Annotated in this window: 19 protein-coding genes; 13 read left to right on the top strand and 6 right to left on the bottom strand. The window is 30.9% G+C overall.

Annotated features, from left to right (window positions below):
- The first annotated feature begins 10 nt into the window (after nucleotides 1-10).
- The 7 genes from BST83_RS05490 (at nucleotide 11) to BST83_RS05465 (ending at nucleotide 7,548) form a co-directional block, all read left to right on the top strand.
- Nucleotides 11-622 (top strand): fumarylacetoacetate hydrolase family protein, encoded by a 612-nt coding sequence (locus BST83_RS05490; protein WP_104808918.1) that lies wholly within the window; start codon nucleotides 11-13, stop codon nucleotides 620-622.
- Nucleotides 623-626: 4 nt separating this feature from the next.
- Nucleotides 627-1,139 carry a GNAT family N-acetyltransferase gene (locus BST83_RS05485; protein ID WP_104808917.1) on the top strand — a complete coding sequence of 171 codons (513 nt, stop codon included), beginning with the start codon at nucleotides 627-629 and terminating at the stop codon, nucleotides 1,137-1,139.
- A gap of 183 nt (nucleotides 1,140-1,322) precedes the next feature.
- The gene (locus BST83_RS05480; protein ID WP_104808916.1) at nucleotides 1,323-3,446 is read left to right on the top strand and encodes a Tex family protein; all 2,124 of its coding nucleotides are present in this window, start codon (nucleotides 1,323-1,325) and stop codon (nucleotides 3,444-3,446) included.
- Between the two features lie 34 nt (nucleotides 3,447-3,480).
- Nucleotides 3,481-3,657: a hypothetical protein gene (locus BST83_RS19810; RefSeq protein ID WP_170062743.1), complete on the top strand. Its 177-nt coding sequence runs from the start codon at nucleotides 3,481-3,483 to the stop codon at nucleotides 3,655-3,657.
- A gap of 190 nt (nucleotides 3,658-3,847) precedes the next feature.
- Nucleotides 3,848-4,150, top strand: a complete 303-nt coding sequence (locus tag BST83_RS05475) for a type II toxin-antitoxin system RelE/ParE family toxin (RefSeq protein WP_104808915.1) — start codon at nucleotides 3,848-3,850, stop codon at nucleotides 4,148-4,150.
- A gap of 45 nt (nucleotides 4,151-4,195) precedes the next feature.
- Nucleotides 4,196-6,538 carry a type IA DNA topoisomerase gene (locus tag BST83_RS05470; RefSeq protein WP_104808914.1) on the top strand — a complete coding sequence of 781 codons (2,343 nt, stop codon included), beginning with the start codon at nucleotides 4,196-4,198 and terminating at the stop codon, nucleotides 6,536-6,538.
- A gap of 86 nt (nucleotides 6,539-6,624) precedes the next feature.
- The gene (locus BST83_RS05465; protein WP_104808913.1) at nucleotides 6,625-7,548 is read left to right on the top strand and encodes a sterol desaturase family protein; all 924 of its coding nucleotides are present in this window, start codon (nucleotides 6,625-6,627) and stop codon (nucleotides 7,546-7,548) included.
- A 541-nt stretch (nucleotides 7,549-8,089) separates the two neighbouring features.
- Here the strand turns inward: BST83_RS05465 and BST83_RS05460 are convergent.
- Together BST83_RS05460 and BST83_RS05455 are read right to left on the bottom strand one after the other, a co-directional pair.
- On the bottom strand, nucleotides 8,090-8,311 hold the full coding sequence (locus BST83_RS05460) for a VF530 family protein (protein ID WP_104808912.1): 222 nt from the start codon (nucleotides 8,309-8,311) through the stop codon (nucleotides 8,090-8,092).
- Nucleotides 8,311-9,936: an aminopeptidase P N-terminal domain-containing protein gene (locus BST83_RS05455; protein ID WP_104808911.1), complete on the bottom strand. Its 1,626-nt coding sequence runs from the start codon at nucleotides 9,934-9,936 to the stop codon at nucleotides 8,311-8,313. The genes BST83_RS05460 and BST83_RS05455 overlap by 1 nt, the downstream gene beginning before the upstream one ends.
- A 131-nt stretch (nucleotides 9,937-10,067) precedes the next feature.
- Between BST83_RS05455 and gcvT the strand changes: the two genes are divergently transcribed.
- The 3 genes from gcvT (at nucleotide 10,068) to BST83_RS05440 (ending at nucleotide 13,272) form a co-directional block, all read left to right on the top strand.
- Entirely contained in the window at nucleotides 10,068-11,153 is a 1,086-nt protein-coding gene (gcvT, locus tag BST83_RS05450; RefSeq protein ID WP_104808910.1) for a glycine cleavage system aminomethyltransferase GcvT, read from the top strand.
- 127 nt (nucleotides 11,154-11,280) lie between these two features.
- Nucleotides 11,281-11,994 carry a YqjF family protein gene (locus BST83_RS05445; RefSeq protein ID WP_104808909.1) on the top strand — a complete coding sequence of 238 codons (714 nt, stop codon included), beginning with the start codon at nucleotides 11,281-11,283 and terminating at the stop codon, nucleotides 11,992-11,994.
- Nucleotides 11,995-12,156: 162 nt separating this feature from the next.
- Nucleotides 12,157-13,272 carry an SDR family oxidoreductase gene (locus tag BST83_RS05440; protein WP_104808908.1) on the top strand — a complete coding sequence of 372 codons (1,116 nt, stop codon included), beginning with the start codon at nucleotides 12,157-12,159 and terminating at the stop codon, nucleotides 13,270-13,272.
- A gap of 94 nt (nucleotides 13,273-13,366) precedes the next feature.
- Here BST83_RS05440 and BST83_RS05435 read toward each other — a convergent pair whose 3' ends face one another.
- A complete protein-coding gene (locus BST83_RS05435; protein ID WP_104808907.1) occupies nucleotides 13,367-13,753 on the bottom strand; it encodes a hypothetical protein in 387 nt (128 codons plus the stop codon).
- A gap of 278 nt (nucleotides 13,754-14,031) precedes the next feature.
- On the opposite strand from BST83_RS05435, the gene BST83_RS05430 reads away from it, so the two are divergent.
- Nucleotides 14,032-14,898, top strand: coding sequence for a YkgJ family cysteine cluster protein (locus BST83_RS05430; RefSeq protein WP_104808906.1), 867 nt, complete (start codon nucleotides 14,032-14,034; stop codon nucleotides 14,896-14,898).
- 28 nt (nucleotides 14,899-14,926) lie between these two features.
- Here the strand turns inward: BST83_RS05430 and BST83_RS05425 are convergent, their stop codons facing one another.
- The 3 genes from BST83_RS05425 to BST83_RS05415 all read right to left on the bottom strand — a co-directional run bounded on the left by BST83_RS05425 (nucleotide 14,927) and on the right by BST83_RS05415 (nucleotide 16,854).
- Nucleotides 14,927-15,082 (bottom strand): hypothetical protein, encoded by a 156-nt coding sequence (locus BST83_RS05425; protein WP_205853556.1) that lies wholly within the window; start codon nucleotides 15,080-15,082, stop codon nucleotides 14,927-14,929.
- 182 nt (nucleotides 15,083-15,264) lie between these two features.
- A complete protein-coding gene (gene ychF / locus BST83_RS05420) occupies nucleotides 15,265-16,356 on the bottom strand; it encodes a redox-regulated ATPase YchF (protein ID WP_104810800.1) in 1,092 nt (363 codons plus the stop codon).
- A gap of 147 nt (nucleotides 16,357-16,503) precedes the next feature.
- A complete protein-coding gene (locus BST83_RS05415; protein WP_104808905.1) occupies nucleotides 16,504-16,854 on the bottom strand; it encodes a 4Fe-4S dicluster domain-containing protein in 351 nt (116 codons plus the stop codon).
- A gap of 70 nt (nucleotides 16,855-16,924) precedes the next feature.
- Here BST83_RS05415 and BST83_RS05410 point away from each other — a divergent pair, with 70 nt between their 5' ends.
- Both BST83_RS05410 and serC read left to right on the top strand, forming a co-directional pair.
- A complete protein-coding gene (locus tag BST83_RS05410; protein WP_104808904.1) occupies nucleotides 16,925-17,986 on the top strand; it encodes an acyl-CoA reductase in 1,062 nt (353 codons plus the stop codon).
- A 102-nt stretch (nucleotides 17,987-18,088) separates the two neighbouring features.
- Entirely contained in the window at nucleotides 18,089-19,153 is a 1,065-nt protein-coding gene (gene serC, locus BST83_RS05405) for a 3-phosphoserine/phosphohydroxythreonine transaminase (RefSeq protein ID WP_104808903.1), read from the top strand.
- The last annotated feature ends 60 nt before the right edge of the window (nucleotides 19,154-19,213 follow it).

The following is a 19,213-nucleotide window of genomic DNA, read 5'->3' as shown; positions in this document are numbered from 1 at the left end:
AAACGTCATTTTGAAAATATTAGCAATCGGTAAAAATTACGCAACAAATTTAGAAGATAAAAATGTTGGTAAAACAGGAAATCAAATTATTTTCTCTAAACCAGCATCAAGCTTAGCTATTAATTGTAATGTTGAATACCCAAGTTTTACAAAACAGTTATGGTACGAAATTGAGTTGGTTATTAAAATTGGAAAAGAAGGAAAAAATATTTCAGTAGAAAATGCAACTTCTTATATTTCTGAAATTGCAGCAGGAATTGATTATACAGCAAAAGATATTTTTAACGAATCTAGAGAAAATAAAGGTCCTTGGGAATTATCAAAAGGTTTTGATGGCGCTGCACCTATTTCTAGTTTCAAATCGGTTTCAAATTTCCCGAATTTAGATAATGTTAATTTCGATTTAAAAATTAACGGAGAACAAAAGCAAGCAGGAAATACAGCTTTTATGGTTTATAATTTTGCAGAAATTATTGCATTTATATCAAAATACATGACGTTACAACCTGGCGATTTAATCTTTACAGGAACTCCTGCAACTGGTGCTGGTGAAATTCATAAAGGAGATCGATTACAACTTTCGATTGAGGGCGAATTAATGTTAGATTTTAAAATGATTTAAACGGATGAAAATTAAACTTTCTACTTTAAAAGAGGTTCCAAGAATTTTGAAAATAATTGAAGATGCCAAAACATATTTGGCAGCACAAAATATTGATCAATGGCAAAATGGATATCCAAATGCAGCACAAATAGAGAATGATATTTTAAATGGGGAGAGTTTTGTTGTTATTAATGATGAAAATCAGATAATGGCAACTTCGATGTTTTCCACAAACAAAGAACCTACATACAAAATTATTGAAGGAAATTGGATTATTAATGAGGATGAAATTTACGGAGTAATTCACAGAATGGCTATCAAAAAAGAGTTTAGAAAATTTGGATTAGCAACATTGTTATTTGATGAATTTCATTTGCAATTAGTGGAAAAAAACATCAAAAGTTTAAAGATTGATACGCATGAAGATAATCTTGGAATGCAATCTTTAATTAAAAAATTAGGATATACGTATTGCGGAATTATTTACACCAATTACGGTGATAAAAGACTGGCTTTTGAGAAAGTAATTTTATAATTAATCTAACAGATGTCAGTTAGAGCGGAATCGATAATTCTTTAAACCACTCAACTGGAGTTCATGATAGAAACGGCAATTATCTTAAAAATTCAGAAGAAAAAAACAAAATAAAAGTATATTTACAACCTCATAAAAATCAATTTATGAGGTTTTTCTATTCCGTTAAATTCAATTAAAAAAATGCAGTTACTTTCTTTTATAATTCAGCAAACAAAACTTTCATCAAAATCTGTAGAAAATACGATTTCATTGTTAAACGAAGCTTGTACAATTCCCTTTATATCAAGATATAGAAAAGAAATGACAGGTAATTTAGACGAAGTTGAAATTGGCGATATTCTAAAATACAAAGAGATTTTTGAAGTTTTAGAAAAACGTAAAAAAGCAATTTTAAAAGCATTAGAAGAACAAGAAGTTTTAACAGTAGATTTAGAACAAAAAGTAAACAATTCTCAAGATTTAATTACTTTAGAAGATTTGTATTTACCTTTTAAGAAAAAGAGTAAAACCAAAGCAGAAACTGCACGTTTAAAAGGTTTAGAACTGTTGGCAAAAATGATGATGAGTCAACGAGTACAAAATTTAGAAGCTACAGCCTCAAAATACATTTCTAAGGAAGTTGAAACGGTTGAAGTTGCGCTAGAAGGCGCTCGTTTTATAATCGCCGAGTGGATAAACGAACGCACAGATATTAGAAACAATATTAGACAACAAATAGAGCGTTTTGCGACAATTTCATCTAAAGTTATAAAGGCTAAAATTGATGATGAAAAAGCACAAAAATTTAAAGATTATTTTGATTGGAATGAATCTTTAAAAAATATTCCTTCACATCGTTTTTTAGCCATCTTAAGAGCCCAAAAAGAAGGTTTTATTCGCGTTAAAATAGAAATTGATTCAGAAAAAGCCATTCAAAAAATGGAAGATAAAATTATAAGAACTTCAAATGAATGTTCATCAGAACTTCAATTAGCGATTCAGGATGCTTTTAAACGACTTTTATTTCCTTCTTTATCAAATGAAGCGCTATCGATTGCAAAAGAAAAAGCCGATGAAGATGCAATTACTGTTTTTTCTAAAAACCTGAAACAATTGCTTTTAGGAGCTCCTTTAGGTGAAAAAAGAATTTTAGCAATCGATCCTGGGTTTAAATCTGGTTGTAAAATTGTGTGTTTAAATGCGCAAGGAGATTTAGAACATAATGAAACAATTTATCCGCATGCGCCCCAAAATAATTTAATTGAGGCAATCAAGAAAATTAGTTTTTTAGTGGACGCTCATAAAATTGAGGCAATTGCAATTGGAAACGGAACGGCTTCTAGAGAAACGGAGCAATTTGTTAAAAAAATTCAATTTAAAAATCAAGTAGATATTTTTGTGGTGAGCGAAGCTGGCGCGTCCATATATTCTGCTTCAAAAATTGCGAGAGACGAATTTCCAACGTTTGATGTTACCGTTCGTGGATCAATTTCTATAGGTAGAAGATTACAAGATCCTTTGGCTGAGTTAGTGAAAATTGATGCGAAATCGATTGGAGTTGGCCAATATCAGCACGATGTTGATCAACCAAAATTAAAAAAATCGTTGGATACGGTTGTTGAAAGTTGTGTAAATACCATCGGAATTAACATTAACACGGCAAGCGAATCTTTGCTAAGTTATGTATCCGGAATTGGGCCAAAAATTGCGCAAAACATCATAATTTACAGAAATGAAAATGGTTCTTTTACATCAAGAACTGCTATAAAAAAAGTACCAAGTTTAGGCGCAAAAGCTTTTGAACAAGCTGCTGGTTTTTTGAGAATTAAAAATGCTAAAAATCCGCTAGATGATTCTGCTGTGCATCCAGAAAATTATGCTTTGGTTGATAAAATAGCGAAAGACAATAAAAAAAATGTAGCTGATTTTATTGGGAACAAAGAATTGCTTACTAAAATTCCGCTAAAAAATTACATTTCTGCAACGGTTGGTTTGCCAACTTTAGAAGACATTATTAAGGAATTAGAAAAACCTGGCGCAGATCCAAGAGCAAAAGCAAAAATGTTTTCTTTTGATGCAACTATAAAAATAATTGCTGATTTGAGAATTGGTCAACTTTTACCCGGAATAGTAAATAACATTACCAATTTTGGTTGTTTTGTTGATATCGGAATAAAAGAAAGTGGCTTAATTCACGTTTCTAATTTATCGGATACTTTTGTAAAAGATGTAAGTGCAATTGTTAATTTACAGCAACAAATTATTGTTAAAGTGCTAGAAGTTGATGCTGTAAGAAAGAGAATTCAATTGGCTTTGGTGAAGTAGTACAAAATTTTATTATCTTTATAAAAAAATAAAAATGGATATTCAATCTAAAAAAATAGAATTCATAAAAGATATTTTAGAAATTGATTCTCCAGAATTACTTACTAAATTTATACATTTTATTAAAGATGAAGAAAATCTTATATCTAATGTTAATGAAGTTGAAAGTGGTTATAATTCAATATTTACTTCTAAAAAAATAGAAAATTAAATTTTATAAATGATTTCATCAATTTAGAAAATGAGGAAACAATTAGAAAATTAGAAAATTTACTTTGGAAAAACAATGATTTCTGGAATGAATTAAGTCTTTCTCAACGTGAAGAAATTGAAAAAGCAGATTTAGAAATTTTAAATAATGAAACATCAGATTATGAAACTTTTATGTCTTCTCATAGAAAATGAGTCGTTCTATTATAATATCTAAAACAGCTAAAAATAAACTTAATACCCTTTTTATTTACTTACTTGAAAAATGGAATTTAAATGTAAAGTTAGATTTTATTAAAAAATTAGATAAAAGTATAAATCTTATAAAGATACATCCTGAAAGTTTTCCTATATCAAATAAGAAAAAAGAACTATATAAATGTGTAATCACAAAACAAACCACATTATTTTACAGATTCAATTCTAAAAGAATTGTAATTGTTACTATTTTCGATACAAGACAAAATACTAAGAAGTTAGAAAAAGATTTGTAAAAAATCTTAATTATTTCCCTATTTTCGAATTCACAAAAAACATAAATGAAAGTCTGTATTGCCGAGAAACCAAGTGTAGCAAGAGAAATCGCTAACATTCTAGGAGCCAACACAAAACGTGATGGTTACTACGAGGGAAACGGCTATGCGGTAACGTATACATTCGGACATTTATGCACACTTTTAGAACCTAAAGACTACAAACCACATTGGAAAAGTTGGGATTTAAACAATTTACCAATGTTACCAGAACGTTTTGATACGAAAGTTACAGGCGATTCAGGAATTAAAAAACAATTTAATATTGTAAAATCTTTATTCGAAAAAGCAACTGTTGTTATTAATTGTGGGGATGCAGGAACAGAAGGAGAACTCATTCAACGTTGGGTAATTAATCAAGCGGGTTATAAAGGAAAAGTACAACGTTTATGGATTTCATCACTTACAGAAGAAGCCATTAAAGAAGGGTTTAATAATTTAAAACCTTCAGAAAAGTACGATAACTTGTATTATGCAGGGTACTCTAGAGCAATTGGAGATTGGTTGTTAGGTTTAAACGCAACACGTTTATATACCATAAAATTTGGTGGATACAAACAAGTTTTATCAGTTGGTAGAGTGCAAACTCCTACGCTTGCAATGTTGGTGAATCGTTTTGTGGAAATTCAGAATTTTAAACCAGAACCGTACTGGGAATTGCAAACAACCTATAGAAATACACTTTTTAATTACGAAGAGGGTCGGTTTTTAAAAGAAGAAGATGGTCGAGTTTTAGCTGATAAAGTAAAAGAATCTGATTTCGAAATAGTTTCTGTTATCAAAAAGAAAGGAAAAGATTATGCTCCAAAACTGTTTGATTTAACGGGATTACAAGTATATTGTAATAATAAATTTTCGTTTTCTGCGGATGATACTTTGAAAATTGTACAGAAATTGTATGAGATGAAAGTAGTTACCTACCCGAGAGTTGATACTACTTTTTTACCGAATGATGTGTATCCAAAAATTGCAGGAATTTTATCTAAATTAACAAATTACAGCGAATTAACACAACCACTTTTAGGAAAAAAAATAAAGAAAACGAGTCGTGTTTTTGATGATAAAAAAGTAACAGATCACCATGCAATAATTCCGACAGGAATGCAGGCACATTTGCAATACAATCAGCAACAAGTGTATGATATTATAACCAGAAGATTTATTGGTGCTTTTTATCCAGATTCTGATGTTTCTAATACTGCGGTTATTGGGAAAGCTGCAGAAGTTCCTTTTAAGACAACGGGAAAAGAAATTATAACGAAAGGTTGGCGAGTTGCTTTCGAAACGGAAGAAAGTAAGATTAAAAAAGAATTAAATGAGGCGCAAACTTTGCCATCCTTTGTAAAAGCAGAAAAAGGACCGCACGAGCCTTCGTTTTTACAAAAAGAGACAAAACCACCTAGAAATTTTACAGAAGCTAGTTTATTACGCGCCATGGAAACTGCAGGGAAGCAAGTTGATGATGATGAAATGCGTGAGTTAATGAAAGAAAACGGAATTGGAAGACCTTCTACAAGAGCTAGTATTATTGAGACTTTATTCAGAAGAAAATATATTGAGCGACAAAAAAAACTGGTAATTCCTACGCAAACAGGCATTGACTTGATCAATATTATTGATAACGAACTTTTAAAATCTGCTGAATTAACAGGACGTTGGGAAAAACGTTTAAAAGAAATAGAAAGAGGAGAGTTTAACGCTGGAACTTTTATCAACAACATGAAAAAAATGGTGGATGAATTGGTTTATGAAGTGCGTTCAAATACTTCTACGAAAAGAATTTCTTCAAACACTATTGTCAATGCTAGTAAAACAAAGCAATCTGTTAACCCAAAAACTCAAACCAAAAAAACAAAATCAAAAGAAGTTGCTGATAAAACCTGTCCGAAGTGTAAAAAAGGAAGGTTATTAAAAGGATCTTCAGCTTTTGGTTGTTCTGAGTATAAAGTTGGTTGTGATTTTAAAATTCTGTTTGAAATTTACGGCAAAAAAGTTTCTGAGAACCAGTTAATACGATTGATTGATAAAGGCTGTACCACGAACTTAAAAGGTTTTAAATGGAATGCAGGTTCTGTTGAAGGATTAATTCGTTTTGATGATGATTTTAATTTAAAATTAGAGCCAAAACAAAAAGTCATTTTAAGTACACCAAAAGAAGCTATTCTTCAACCAGAAAAAATAAGCTGTCCTAAATGTAAAAAAGGGGCGATTATAAGAGGATCAACTGCTTATGGATGTTCCGATTATAAAACTGGATGTGATTTTCGATTTACGTTCGAAAACCTTAAAAAAATTGCAAACGGTAAACCATTAACAAAAGAATTTGTCATTAAAACTCTCAATGGTTAATTTATTTTTTATCTTGGTAAAAATTAAATAAATGTCGATTTTTTCTCACTAAGAAGTTACGATTTTATAAAAAAACTTTACATTAAATGAATTTCACAAATCCGCTCATATATGGTGTTCCTTGTTTTTTAGGGCTTATTTTACTTGAACTAACTTATAGCAAGCATCAGAAAAAAGAAGAAAAGAGAAGTCTTTATAAATGGAAAGATTTAGCGTCAAGTCTTACAATGGGTGTTGGTTCTGCAATTTTGGCACCTTTAACAAAAACCATCGCTGCTATTGTACTTTTTAGTTTTGTTTATGACTTGTTTAACCCAATTATAGACGGTGTTCGTATGAATATTATGGGTTATGAATCTTTTGGATATGCTTGGTATGTTTGGATTTTATGTCAATTATTAGATGATTTTAGCTATTATTGGTTTCACAGACAGAACCATAATGTGCGTTTTCTTTGGGCTGCTCACATTGTGCATCACTCTTCGGATAATTTTAACTTAGGTACCGCAGTTAGAAATGGTTGGTTTACCATTTTATACAAACCGTTTTTTTATATGTGGATTGTCGCCATTGGTTTCCCTCCAGAAATGTTGGTGGTTTGTTTAGGTATTGAAGCTTTATGGCAGTTTCAATTGCATTCTGTATATATTCCTAAATTAGGAATTATCGAAAAAGTGTTTAATACACATACAATGCATCAAGTTCATCATGCCCAAAACTTTGAATATATGGATAAAAATCATGGAGGTTTTTTAAATATTTTTGATAAGATATTCGGAACTTGGAAAGAACTTGACGAAGAAATAGAAATAAAATATGGCGTAAGTCATCCGCCTAATTCTTACAATCCAATCACCATATTAACACATGAATATAAAGATATTTGGACTGATTTGAAGAAGTCGACTAAATGGCAACATAAGTTTATGTATGCATTTGGACCTCCTGGTTGGAGTCATGATGGAAGTACACTTACTATTAAACAACAACGAAAATTATTGATAAAATAGTAGCTCGTAAATTACAAGCACGAAATTTTAAAAACCTTTTTTCTCTTTAGTCATAATTTTAATCCAATTAGTTTTATCCATAATTAGCCATTTTAATCATATTGATTTAATGAGTAAGATGAAAGCTAGTAACCCTGAACTACATGGATTAATAAATATTAATACAACTTATGAAACGTTCTTTCTGTTTATTTTAATTATTGGAATTTATGAAGTTCTAACAAAACCAAGTTAGCTTAAAAATTCGATTAGAATATTATTGATTTGTATCATAGTTGGAATATCGTTCTCAGATTTAATTCCTGTAAATAATTTATATTCCGCAGTATATAATACAGTTTGGTTTTTTGCAACAGCGGCCTTTATTCTTATTTTAATTAAGATTCTATATTATTTTGAGCATAAAAGTCAAAATTATAAAATCCGTTTTTAATTTATAAATAAAGCTGGCAAACAATCTTAGCCCTGATTGAAACGACATCCTTTTTTTATTTTCTATAAAAAAAGATATAGTTGAAAGCAGGAAAAAGCTTCAAAAAAACTATTTAATCATCGTTTTTAAATATAAATTCTCTACTTTTTCTCTTGCCCAAGGTGTAGTTCGTAAAAACTTTAAACTCGATTTATAGGTAGGATTATTTTTAAACGCGTTAATATTTATAATATTTCCCAATTCTTCCCAACCATATTCTAGATATAACTCTTCTAACATCGTTGCTAATTTTATTCCGTGAAGCGGATTATTCGGCTGTTCTGTGCTCATTATTTATCTAAGTTTGGCAAAACAAAATCTTCTAAAACAGATTTTTTAGCCATCATTTTTTCTATTTCAATTGTAGTTCTTGGAGCTTCTCCCGATAAATTAACAGGTCCGTTTTTAGTAACTAAAATATCATCTTCAATTCTAATTCCTATTCCCCAATATTTTTTATCACAATTACTTCCATCAGGAATGTAAATTCCAGGTTCCATCGTAACCACCATATTTTCTTCAAAATTTCCATAATTTCCTGGATCATGAACATCTAAGCCAATATGATGCGAAGTTCCATGAGGAAAATAAGGATGCACTTCATCCGCAGACTTTATAATTCCTAATTTAAATAACCCTTCGTTAATTATTTTTATGGCAGCTAAATTTGGTGCTTTCATGCTCGTACCAATTGTATACAAAGCAATACCCGCTTCTTGCGCCTCGTAAACCAAATCATAAATTTCTTTTTGTGCTGTAGTAAATTTTCCACTAGCAGGAATTGTACGCGTTACATCCGCAGTAAACCCTCTGTATTCTGCCCCTAAATCCATCAAAACCATATCATTACCTACTTTGGTTTGATTATTTTCTATATAATGTAAAATACAACCATTGTTTCCAGCACCAACGATAGACGGATATCCTTCATACTCAGCGCCATATTTTTTGTATACAAATTCATGAATTCCTTGCAACTCAGATTCAGACATATGCGGCTTCATTGCTTTCATAACCTCTATTTGACCTACTGCAGAAATACGCACCGCTTTGGTTAAAAGTTTCAATTCTTCGGCAGTTTTCACTTCACGCATTGTCGCTAGATTGGCCGCTAAAAAAGTGATATCAATATTTGTTTTTGGTTTTAGAGCCAACGTAATTTTTTGTTTTATTTCCTTTTTTAAATCGCCTGTTGTAGCGGATTTGTATTCTTTAATTAATTTATCATCCTTAATTTCTTCATAATCACCTTCAATTCTAGTGATCGTTTGAATCACATTTGCACTGCTTTCAATGGGTGCATTTGCAATATTATTGTACACATATTCTTTTACTCCGGATAAATAAATACTTGGATCATAGCCTGCGTTTGTTTTAAAACCTTTTACCAAATCAAAGATATCTGCTGCATCGCCTAAATTTCTATAATCATCATTAAATTTTTCGATAAAAACTTTATCAAAAGCCTTAAAATCAATATTTGATTTTAAAAACCCTTCTGCATTCATAGCTGTTTTAAAACCTAACTCGCTTGTAGCCCCTTCAGTTCCTAATCTTTTTCCGTTCCATTGTTCAGCTCTTTTATCACGCTTTTGCACATATAAAATTTCATTATAAGAATCCCCTTTTTCATTTGTTTGATTTTCAGAAAACAGTACTAAAACCGCATTCGGCTCTCTGTACCCTGTTAAATAATAGAAATTTGGGTCTTGATGAAAGATATAATCAACATCATTTGCTCTATTTCTAACCGGATTTGCAAATACAACGGTTACTGAATTAGCAGGCATTTTAGAACGTAAAATATCGCGTCTTTCTTTATGAAACTCTTTTGATAAATAATCTGTTGGTATTTGCGAAAATCCGTTTACGGAAAATGCGATAAAAGCGATTAATAAAAATTTAAATTCCTTCATTTTATAGGTTTATTGGTAGTTTTTTCAAATGTAACATTATTTATTTTTGAATAAAAAATATTAACAAAATATTAGTGAAGGTTTATTGCTGTTTTTTCAATATTTTAGCTAAAATTTAAAGAAATCAATAAATGAAAAATATTGCATTGCATTCAATTCACGAAAACTTAGGAGCAAAAATGGTGTCTTTTGCAGGTTTTAATATGCCTGTTCAGTACGAAGGCGTAACCGCAGAACATCTTACTGTTAGAGAATCTTTGGGTGTTTTTGATGTAAGTCATATGGGAGAATTTTTAGTAAAAGGCGAAAATGCTTTGGCATTAATTCAAAAAGTAACTTCTAATGATGCTTCTAAACTAGAAATTGGTGATGCACAATATAGTTGTTTCCCAAATGAAGAAAACGGAATTGTAGATGATTTAATTTGTTATAAAATTAAAGAAAATTCGTATCTATTAGTCGTTAATGCTGGGAATATTGAGAAAGATTGGAATTGGATTTCTAAATACAATGAAGAATTTAAAGCTGATTTAAAAAATCTTTCTGATGAGTATTCTTTATTGGCTATTCAAGGACCAAAAGCTGTGGAAGCGATGCAATCGCTGTCTTCTATCGATTTAGCAGCTATTTCTTTTTATAAATTTAAAGTAGGTGATTTTGCGGGCATTGACAATGTAATTATTTCTGCAACTGGCTATACAGGTTCTGGCGGATTTGAAATTTATTGTAAAAATGCTGATGTTATACAAATCTGGAATAAAGTTTTTGAGGCTGGCGCAGATTTTGGTATTAAACCAATTGGTTTAGCGGCAAGAGATACGTTGCGTTTAGAAATGGGATATTGTTTATATGGAAATGATATTGATGATACCACATCGCCAATTGAAGCTGGTTTAGGTTGGATTACAAAATTTACAAAAGATTTTGTAAATAGTGAAGCTTTGGCAAAACAAAAAGAAGAAAAACCATCGCGTAAATTAGTTGCTTTTGAGTTGGATGAAAGAGGAATTCCAAGACACGGTTACGACATCGTAGACGGAAACGGAAACGTTATTGGAAACGTAACATCAGGAACAATGAGTCCTTGTTTGCAAAAAGGAATCGGAATGGGATATGTGCCAACCTTATTCTCTAAATTAGGAACACAAATTCATATTCAAGTTCGTAAAAATGCAATTCCCGCAACGGTTATAAAATTGCCTTTTTATAAAGGATAAAACTTTAGCAATAAATTACTATAAAACCTCATTTTCAAATCTTTGGAAATGAGGTTTCTTTGTTTAAAAACCTTATTTTTGTTTTAGGAAACAGAGGTGAAATAAAACCTTATTAAAAACAAAAAAAATGAGCTTTTTAAAGGCAGAATGGAGAAAATTAGCTTTTGCAAATTACGAAGTTGATCCCAGTCTTTTAGAGGCATACGTGCCGCCCGGAACTGAACTCGATTTATATGAAGGTAAATGCTTTGTTAGCTTAATTGGTTTTCTATTTTTGAATACAAAAATAGTAGGAATCAGAATTCCATTTCATGGAAAAGTAGAAGAAGTAAACCTTCGATTTTATGTAAGACGATTTGAAAACAATACTTGGAAACGCGGTGCTGTTTTTATAAAAGAAATTGTGTCTAAACCTGCGCTAACTTTTGTTGCGAACACTATCTACAAAGAACATTATGAAACCATGCCAATGAAATATACTTGGGAAGAAAATACTTTAAATAGAAGTGTTGCTTATCATTGGAGAAAGAATAAAATTTGGCAATCTTTTAAAATTACCGCAGCGCTGGAAACTATAAAAATTGAAGAAAATGGTGAAACAGAATTTATTACAGAACATTATTGGGGATATGCAAAAGTTAATGACACGATTACCAACGAATATCAAGTTACACATCCAAGATGGGAACAATATAAAGTAGAAAGTTCTGAAATAATAGTAGATTTCGAATTGGTGTATGGCAAAGATTTTAAATTTTTAAACCATATAAAACCAACCTCGATTATGCTTATTGAAGGTTCAAAAATAACTATTGAAGGCAAGAGAACTATCAAAAAATAAACTTTATAGATGCATTAAAAATTAATATACTGTTTTCTAAAACAGAATGATTTTAGCATCGAATTATACGGTGTAAAACGGCACATCTCAAACCATAGAGAAGGCCGTTTTTAATTTTAAAAGGGCTATTTTTACTAGTTGAAATAAATGCAAAATATACGTATGAATTGCTTGTTAACTGGTGGATCTGGAATTGTTGGAAGGCATATTATATTTGAATGGTTGCACAAAGCAATCGTTGAAAAAACAGTAGATCATCTTTTTGTAATTATAAGAAATACTGAAAAATCTGCACAACAACGTTTAGTCGCTATTTTACAAGATGTATCTAGACCAGACTTTTTAAATAAATTTACCTTAGAGGATTGTTTAGAAAAAGTAACGGTAATTTCTAGTGATTTATCAGCAATCAATAAAAGCACTTTAGAAAGGTATAATTTCGACACGGTTATTCATTGTGCTGGTTCTACAAGTTTATTAAACACAAGCGATTCTAAAGATAAAGTTCACACTCAAAATTTTTTAGTAACCAAGCAACTTTTAAACGAGTTGCCAACGTATGTAAACCGTTTCATCTATATCAGTACAGCATATTCTTTTGGAATTCAGAATAAAAAAGTGGATGATACTATTGAAAACTATAAGGTTGCTCATTTTAGAAATCCGTATGAGCAATCTAAATATGAGAGTGAATTGTATGTGAAAGAGACGTGTAAACTAAAAAATATAGATTCTCAGGTTTTAAGACCAAGTATTATTTGTGGTCGTCTACTTGATTCACCGTTATATGAAATACCAAAATTTGATGTATTCTACTCTTGGGCTATATTTCTAGATAAATATGCGACCAAATCCAAAGAAAACTTTAGAATTTGGATAGATGAGGAAAGTGGATTGAATATTGTTCCGGTAGATTTTGTTTCTAAAGCGATTTTGTATGCTTTTTTAAATCGGACTATAAAAGAACTTAATATTGTAAATCCGCGTCAAATATTGCACAAAGAATATGTGGGTGCTGTTTTAGAATCTTTTGATATTGATTTGTATGAATATGTCACAGAAAAGCCCGATAACTTAAATGCTTTTGAAGTTTTATATTACAAAAGTCTTGGCGGCCTTTTTGAAAAATATGTATCCGTTCCAGATTTACAGTTTAAACCCGATTTAATTTTAAAATTAATAAATCAGTTAGATCTAAATACCACCTTGGGAGTTCACGAGAATTTTATGAATTTAATTAATTTTTCAGTCCAAAAAAAGTTCAAAAAGAGTTATTAAATAACTAAAATTAAAGCTGATTATCCTGAATCGTTTTTAAAAAATAACTTTTAGTAAAAATAATTTATTCTAGACAAGAATACTAGAAAATGCACTAATCCTTCTCTGCCTGTGTAACTTCAAAAAATGTTGGAGAAGATTCGGTTATACTTCCCATTCCCTTTTTATTAATTTTAAAAGTAACATCTTTTGTTGTAGTAAATAATAGAACAGATAAAAAAGACTTTTTTAGATGTGGTTTCAATACAGAAAAGGCAGCTTCTAAGGTTAGTGTCTCTTCTATATCCTCAGTTTCTTTGGATCTGTAGCGAAGTTTTAGTAAAACCTTAAATCCGTCATCCGAATAAATTGGTCTCAAAAAAAGATTTTTTAAATCTGGTTTACCAATAGTTTTTGCCATTGTTAACTTTGCAAAACGTTTTTCTTGAACACTTTCTTTTACTTGATCCCAGAAAAGGATAAAAACTTCTTGATATGACATAAACTAAAGATTAAGGATGATGTATTTTAAGAAATCAAAAGTAATACTATTAATTCACTTATCTAAAAAATGGTTCACAAACAACTGCTGAAATACATCAAAAACCTTTATAAAACATCCTTTTAAATAATCCGAAAAAAGAAATCTAATACAATGTCAAATTGTGTCAATGTACCTTTAAGATAAAATAAAATAATACCTTTACCAATAAATTTTCACTGCGCTTTGCGGTGTTGCTGTTCATAAATTTACCAATCGATCAAAAACTATCCAAAATAATGCAAACAACTACACTTAGCAACGAAAGTATACTACCACTCACCTGCTCTAGATCTGGATCTTGCTGTTTTGGAAAAGCTGTGATGTTGAATCCTTGGGAATTGTTGCGTTTTAGTGTAGCGAAAAAAATTACTCCGAGAGAATTTCGAGACTTGTACACTGAGTTTGGTGGTACCCGATTAATTTTTGATGGAAAGTCTGATAAAAAAGGACAAAAAGCATGCAGTCAGTATATTGATAATTTTGGATGCAGTTTTCATCAAGGCCGCCCATTAGCGTGTCGTTTATATCCGTTAGGACGAAAAATACAATTTGACAAAGCGCATTATATTTATGAAGGATCTATATTTCCTTGTTTAACTGATTGTGCAGAAGTTTTAGAATTACCAAAACTTAGTGTTGGTGAATATCTAAAAGGACAAGAAGCAGATCTGTTTGAAAAGGCACAAGATGAATATTTAATGGTTATGCAAAACATCGCTGATATTGCTTTTGAGTTATTGTTAGATTCTGACTTAGCTGCATCCGGAGATACAAAAACGCTTGCAGCATGGAGAGAAATGGGTAACGAACTTCCTGGAGTTTTATCAGAAAGAATAGGAAGCGAATGGATAGATTGCTTAATGATACCAGCAATTACGGATGAAATTGAGAACCCTATTGCTTTTGCCCATCAACACAATGAATTGTTATTATTAAAAGCTCAAGAAAAATTTGGAAACGTAGAATCAATTCAAGAACTTCATGAAGCTTCTGTTTTAATAATGGGCGTTGCGTTGCATTTAGCAAGAAGCTTAGGTGCGGATTCAAAAGAAATTTCTAATCATTTTATAGAAACTGCAAAAAGCCATGGCGCTCAAGAATAATATTTTTTAGCCACTAAAATTTATTTCATTATTCTTTCAAGAAATTAATTCTGTCTAAATCGTTCGCCGTTGCTTTTGCAAAAGCCTCCTGAAGCATAAACACATAAGGCTGATTTCCTTTTTTTGTTTTATTTCTTTTTAAATTATCCATTGGGATATTAATCGCGGTGTCATAAATTTTCATTATTAATCACTTCTTGCATATTTTTGACGCTACTACAAGAAATCAGTACAAAAGTAAATACTGTGAAAAGTAAAAATTTCTTCATAATTAATGAGGTTTTAAGCTACAATTACAAAGAGTATTCCAAATGTTATTTTTTTAACAATACTTATATTGACACAAGCTGGATCTTTAACCTTTATCTAAACATTAAATCTAAAATGCATTACATCGCCGTCTTTAACCACATATTCCTTACCTTCTACTCTCATTTTACCCGCTTCCTTAACTTTTGCTTCAGAACCGTATAAAACGTAATCTTCGTACGCAATTGTCTCTACTCTAATAAAACCTTTTTCAAAATCGGTATGAATAACTCCAGCAGCTTGCGGACCAGTTGCTCCAATAGGAATTGTCCAAGCTCTTACTTCTTTTACACCAGCAGTAAAATACGTTTGTAGGTTTAATAATTTATATGCAGAACGAACTAATCTCGCAACACCAGCTTCTTCTAAGCCAATATCTGCCAAAAACATTTGTCTTTCTTCGTAATCTTCTAATTCAGTGATATCTGCCTCTGTACCAACTGCTAATACAATTACTTCGGCATTTTCGTCTTTAACTGCTTCCTTAACTCTATCAACATAACTGTTTCCAGAAACTGCTGATGCTTCATCCACATTACAAACATATAATACTGGTTTTGCAGTAATAAATTGCATTGTTTTTACAATTTCCATTTCTTTTTCTGTAAACTCAATCGCTCTTACAGAAATCGCTTTTAACAAAGTTTCTTCAACTTTTAATAGAACAACTAATTCGGCTTGCGCTTCTTTATTACCTGTTTTTGCTGTTCTTTTTACTTTTTCTAATCTTTTTTCAACAGTTTCTAAATCCTTTAACTGCAGCTCGATATCAATCGTTTCTTTATCTCTTATAGGATCAATAGAATTATCAACATGAATAATATTATCATTATCAAAACAACGTAAAACGTGCAAAAGAGCGTCCGTTTCACGGATATTTGCTAAAAACTGATTTCCTAAACCTTCGCCTTTACTTGCTCCTTTTACAAGGCCTGCAATATCAACAATCTCTACTGTTGCTGTTTGCACTCTATCTGGCTTTACCAATTCTTCTAACTTTTTTAAGCGTGCGTCCGGCACATTTACAACACCTAAATTAGGCTCAATTGTACAAAAAGGAAAGTTTGCACTTTGCGCTTTTGCATTTGATAAACAATTAAATAAGGTCGATTTTCCTACGTTTGGTAATCCTACAATTCCGGCTTTCATTATTTCTTTAGATATTTTAGATAAAAGGTGCAAGAACCAAAGGCTGATTTTTGCGATGCAAATATATATTTTTTAAAAATAAAAATTCCGAATTTTTCCTCGGAATTTTTTGGTTGAATTTAATTGTTAATAAAAGTTTTAACTCTATTAAGAATCATGCATAAAACGCTGTTTTTCTAACAACACCTCATCTGTTTCTACATGTTCATCATCTGGTATACAACAATCTACAGGGCAAACCGCTGCACATTGTGGTTCGTCATGAAAACCTTTACATTCTGTGCACTTGTCTGCAACGATATAGTAAATTTCATCAGAAACTGGTTCTTGAACTTCGTCTGCATTTGCAGATTTTCCGTTTGGCAAAACCACTTTACCCTTTAATTTTGTTCCATCAGAATATTTCCAATCATCTGCTCCTTCATAAATTGCTGTGTTTGGACATTCTGGTTCGCATGCCCCACAATTTATACATTCATCTGTTATAATAATTGCCATAATTTTCTCTTCTGTTTTTGTACCTTTGCAAATGCAAAAATAAAGCCAAAATCATAGACAACCAAAATAAATGATTACTATTCAAAAGAGAATTACTGCATTCGTAAAATTAGGTGACTTTTTAAGTCAGTTTTCTGTAAATAATACAACTAAAAGAGATGATATTGAACACAATGAAATCTTTTTTGATGGTTTTTTACATCAGATAAAATTAGCTCAAGAAAAGAATTCCTGGTTCACAAAAGACAATATTTTATTTTCAGTAGAAAGTTGGTCTAAATCATTAAATAACAATTATTTAATAGCATTTACAAAAAGTATTAATTTAAATATAAAATCACCTAAAAAAGTAGCCATTATAATGGCTGGAAACATACCTTTGGTTGGTTTTCATGATTTTTTATCTGTTTTGATTTCTGGTCATTCGGTGATGGTTAAACAATCAACTAGCGATAAACACTTATTGCCGTTTTTAGCAAAATATTTAGAGCATGTTGAGGACGGTTTTAAAGGAAAAATAACTTTTACAGAAGAAAAACTATCCAATTTTGATGCAGTAATCGCTACAGGAAGTAATAATACGGCCCGTTATTTCGAATATTATTTTAAAGATAAGCCAAATATCATCCGAAAAAGTAGAAATTCTGTGGCAGTAATCACTGGAAAAGAAACTGAAGAAGATTTTATAAATTTATCTGATGATGTTTTTCAATATTTTGGTTTAGGATGCAGAAGTGTTTCTAAATTATTTGTTCCTAAAGGATTTGATTTCGATGCTTTTTTTACAGGAATGTACGCTAAAAAAGACATGATTAACAATGCAAAATATGCTAATAATTATGATTATAACAAAGCTGTTTATTTAATGAGTTTGTTTGACTTGTTAGAAAACGGTTTTTTAATGATCAAGGAAGATGAAAGTTACTCCTCACCTATTGCTACTATTTTCTATGAATATTATGAAAATGAAATTGATTTAAAAATAAAATTACATCAAGATAGAGAAAAAATACAGTGCATTGTTTCGAAAGATTTTATAGAGAATGAAGTTGCATTTGGACAAACGCAGCATCCTAAGTTAACAGATTATGCAGATGGCGTAAATACACTTGAATTTTTATCAACAATCTAATAGAATGGTTTTTGGTTGTTTGTTTTGGGTAACAGGCAAATTCAAATATTAATAAAAAGTACAATTATACCTTTTCAACTAGAATAATAAAATTAAGAAAAAATGAAAAAACATAATTTTAGCGCTGGCCCTTGTATTTTACCTGAAGATGTGCTTAAAAAAGCATCGGAAGCGGTACTTAATTTTAATGGTGATAATTTATCATTGTTAGAAATTTCACACAGAAGCAAGCCTTTTGTAGATGTAATGGAAAAAGCTAGATCTTTAGCTTTAGAACTTTTAGGATTAGAAAATAAAGGATACAAAGCATTGTTTTTGCAAGGTGGCGCAAGCTTAGAGTTTTTAATGGTTGCGTATAATTTACTACAGAAAAAAGCAGCCTATTTAAACACGGGAACTTGGGCAGACAATGCCATTAAAGAAGCGAAAGCTTTTGGAGAAGTACTTGTAGTTGGCTCGTCTAAAGACAAAGGTTTTAACTATATTCCTAAAGGATATTCAATTCCTGAAGATGTAGATTATTTTCATTGTACAAGTAACAACACCATTGTTGGTACCCAAATGAAAACGTTTCCTAAAACGAATGTTTCTTTGGTTTGTGATATGAGTTCAGATATTTTTTCTCGTCAGTTAGATTTCGAAAAATTCGATTTAATTTATGCTGGTGCTCAAAAAAATATGGGTCCGGCAGGAACTACTTTAATTATCGTAAAAGAAGAGATTTTAGGAAAAGTAGAAAGACACATTCCTACAATGTTAGATTACCAAGTGCATATCGATAAAGATAGTATGGCAAATACGCCGTCTGTTTTTGCAGTTTATGTTTCTATGCTAACTTTACAATGGTTAAAAGATTTAGGCGGAATTCCTTTTATTGAAGAAGTAAATAACAAAAAAGCAGCACTTTTATATACAGAAATTGATAGAAATTCGCTTTTTAAAGGAGTTGTTGCAAAAGAAGATAGAAGTACCATGAATGCTACTTTTGTTTTAACCGATGAAAATCTTACGGCGACGTTTGATAAAATGTGCAAACAAGCAGGAATTAATGGCATAGATGGCCACAGAAGTGTTGGTGGTTATAGAGCAAGTATGTACAATGCATTGCCGCTTTATAGTGTGCAGGTTTTGGTGGATGTAATGCAAGAACTTGAAAGAACAATTTAAAAATTAGAAATGTCATTCAGAATGAAATCAAGCAATCTTTTTGATGAGATTGCCGCATAG

It is taken from the genome of Polaribacter filamentus (genome assembly GCF_002943715.1).
In the GTDB taxonomy this organism is placed as follows: Bacteria; Bacteroidota; Bacteroidia; order Flavobacteriales; family Flavobacteriaceae; genus Polaribacter; species Polaribacter filamentus.
The sequence above is the reverse complement of the archived record's forward strand: the minus strand, read 5'-3'. Positions and strand labels throughout refer to the sequence as shown.

Bases quoted from the DNA above. Each gene is read 5' to 3' on its own strand.
- BST83_RS05485 (WP_104808917.1), top strand. From the start codon at position 627: ATGAAAATTAAACTTTCTACTTTAAAAGAGGTTCCAAGAATTTTGAAA.
- BST83_RS05480 (WP_104808916.1), top strand. From the start codon at position 1,323: ATGCAGTTACTTTCTTTTATAATTCAGCAAACAAAACTTTCATCAAAA.
- BST83_RS19810 (WP_170062743.1), top strand. From the start codon at position 3,481: ATGGATATTCAATCTAAAAAAATAGAATTCATAAAAGATATTTTAGAA.
- BST83_RS05475 (WP_104808915.1), top strand. From the start codon at position 3,848: ATGAGTCGTTCTATTATAATATCTAAAACAGCTAAAAATAAACTTAAT.
- BST83_RS05470 (WP_104808914.1), top strand. From the start codon at position 4,196: ATGAAAGTCTGTATTGCCGAGAAACCAAGTGTAGCAAGAGAAATCGCT.
- BST83_RS05465 (WP_104808913.1), top strand. From the start codon at position 6,625: ATGAATTTCACAAATCCGCTCATATATGGTGTTCCTTGTTTTTTAGGG.
- BST83_RS05460 (WP_104808912.1), bottom strand. From the start codon at position 8,311: ATGAGCACAGAACAGCCGAATAATCCGCTTCACGGAATAAAATTAGCA.
- BST83_RS05455 (WP_104808911.1), bottom strand. From the start codon at position 9,936: ATGAAGGAATTTAAATTTTTATTAATCGCTTTTATCGCATTTTCCGTA.
- gcvT (WP_104808910.1), top strand. From the start codon at position 10,068: ATGAAAAATATTGCATTGCATTCAATTCACGAAAACTTAGGAGCAAAA.
- BST83_RS05445 (WP_104808909.1), top strand. From the start codon at position 11,281: ATGAGCTTTTTAAAGGCAGAATGGAGAAAATTAGCTTTTGCAAATTAC.
- BST83_RS05440 (WP_104808908.1), top strand. From the start codon at position 12,157: ATGAATTGCTTGTTAACTGGTGGATCTGGAATTGTTGGAAGGCATATT.
- BST83_RS05435 (WP_104808907.1), bottom strand. From the start codon at position 13,753: ATGTCATATCAAGAAGTTTTTATCCTTTTCTGGGATCAAGTAAAAGAA.
- BST83_RS05430 (WP_104808906.1), top strand. From the start codon at position 14,032: ATGCAAACAACTACACTTAGCAACGAAAGTATACTACCACTCACCTGC.
- BST83_RS05425 (WP_205853556.1), bottom strand. From the start codon at position 15,082: ATGAAAATTTATGACACCGCGATTAATATCCCAATGGATAATTTAAAA.
- ychF (WP_104810800.1), bottom strand. From the start codon at position 16,356: ATGAAAGCCGGAATTGTAGGATTACCAAACGTAGGAAAATCGACCTTA.
- BST83_RS05415 (WP_104808905.1), bottom strand. From the start codon at position 16,854: ATGGCAATTATTATAACAGATGAATGTATAAATTGTGGGGCATGCGAA.
- BST83_RS05410 (WP_104808904.1), top strand. From the start codon at position 16,925: ATGATTACTATTCAAAAGAGAATTACTGCATTCGTAAAATTAGGTGAC.
- serC (WP_104808903.1), top strand. From the start codon at position 18,089: ATGAAAAAACATAATTTTAGCGCTGGCCCTTGTATTTTACCTGAAGAT.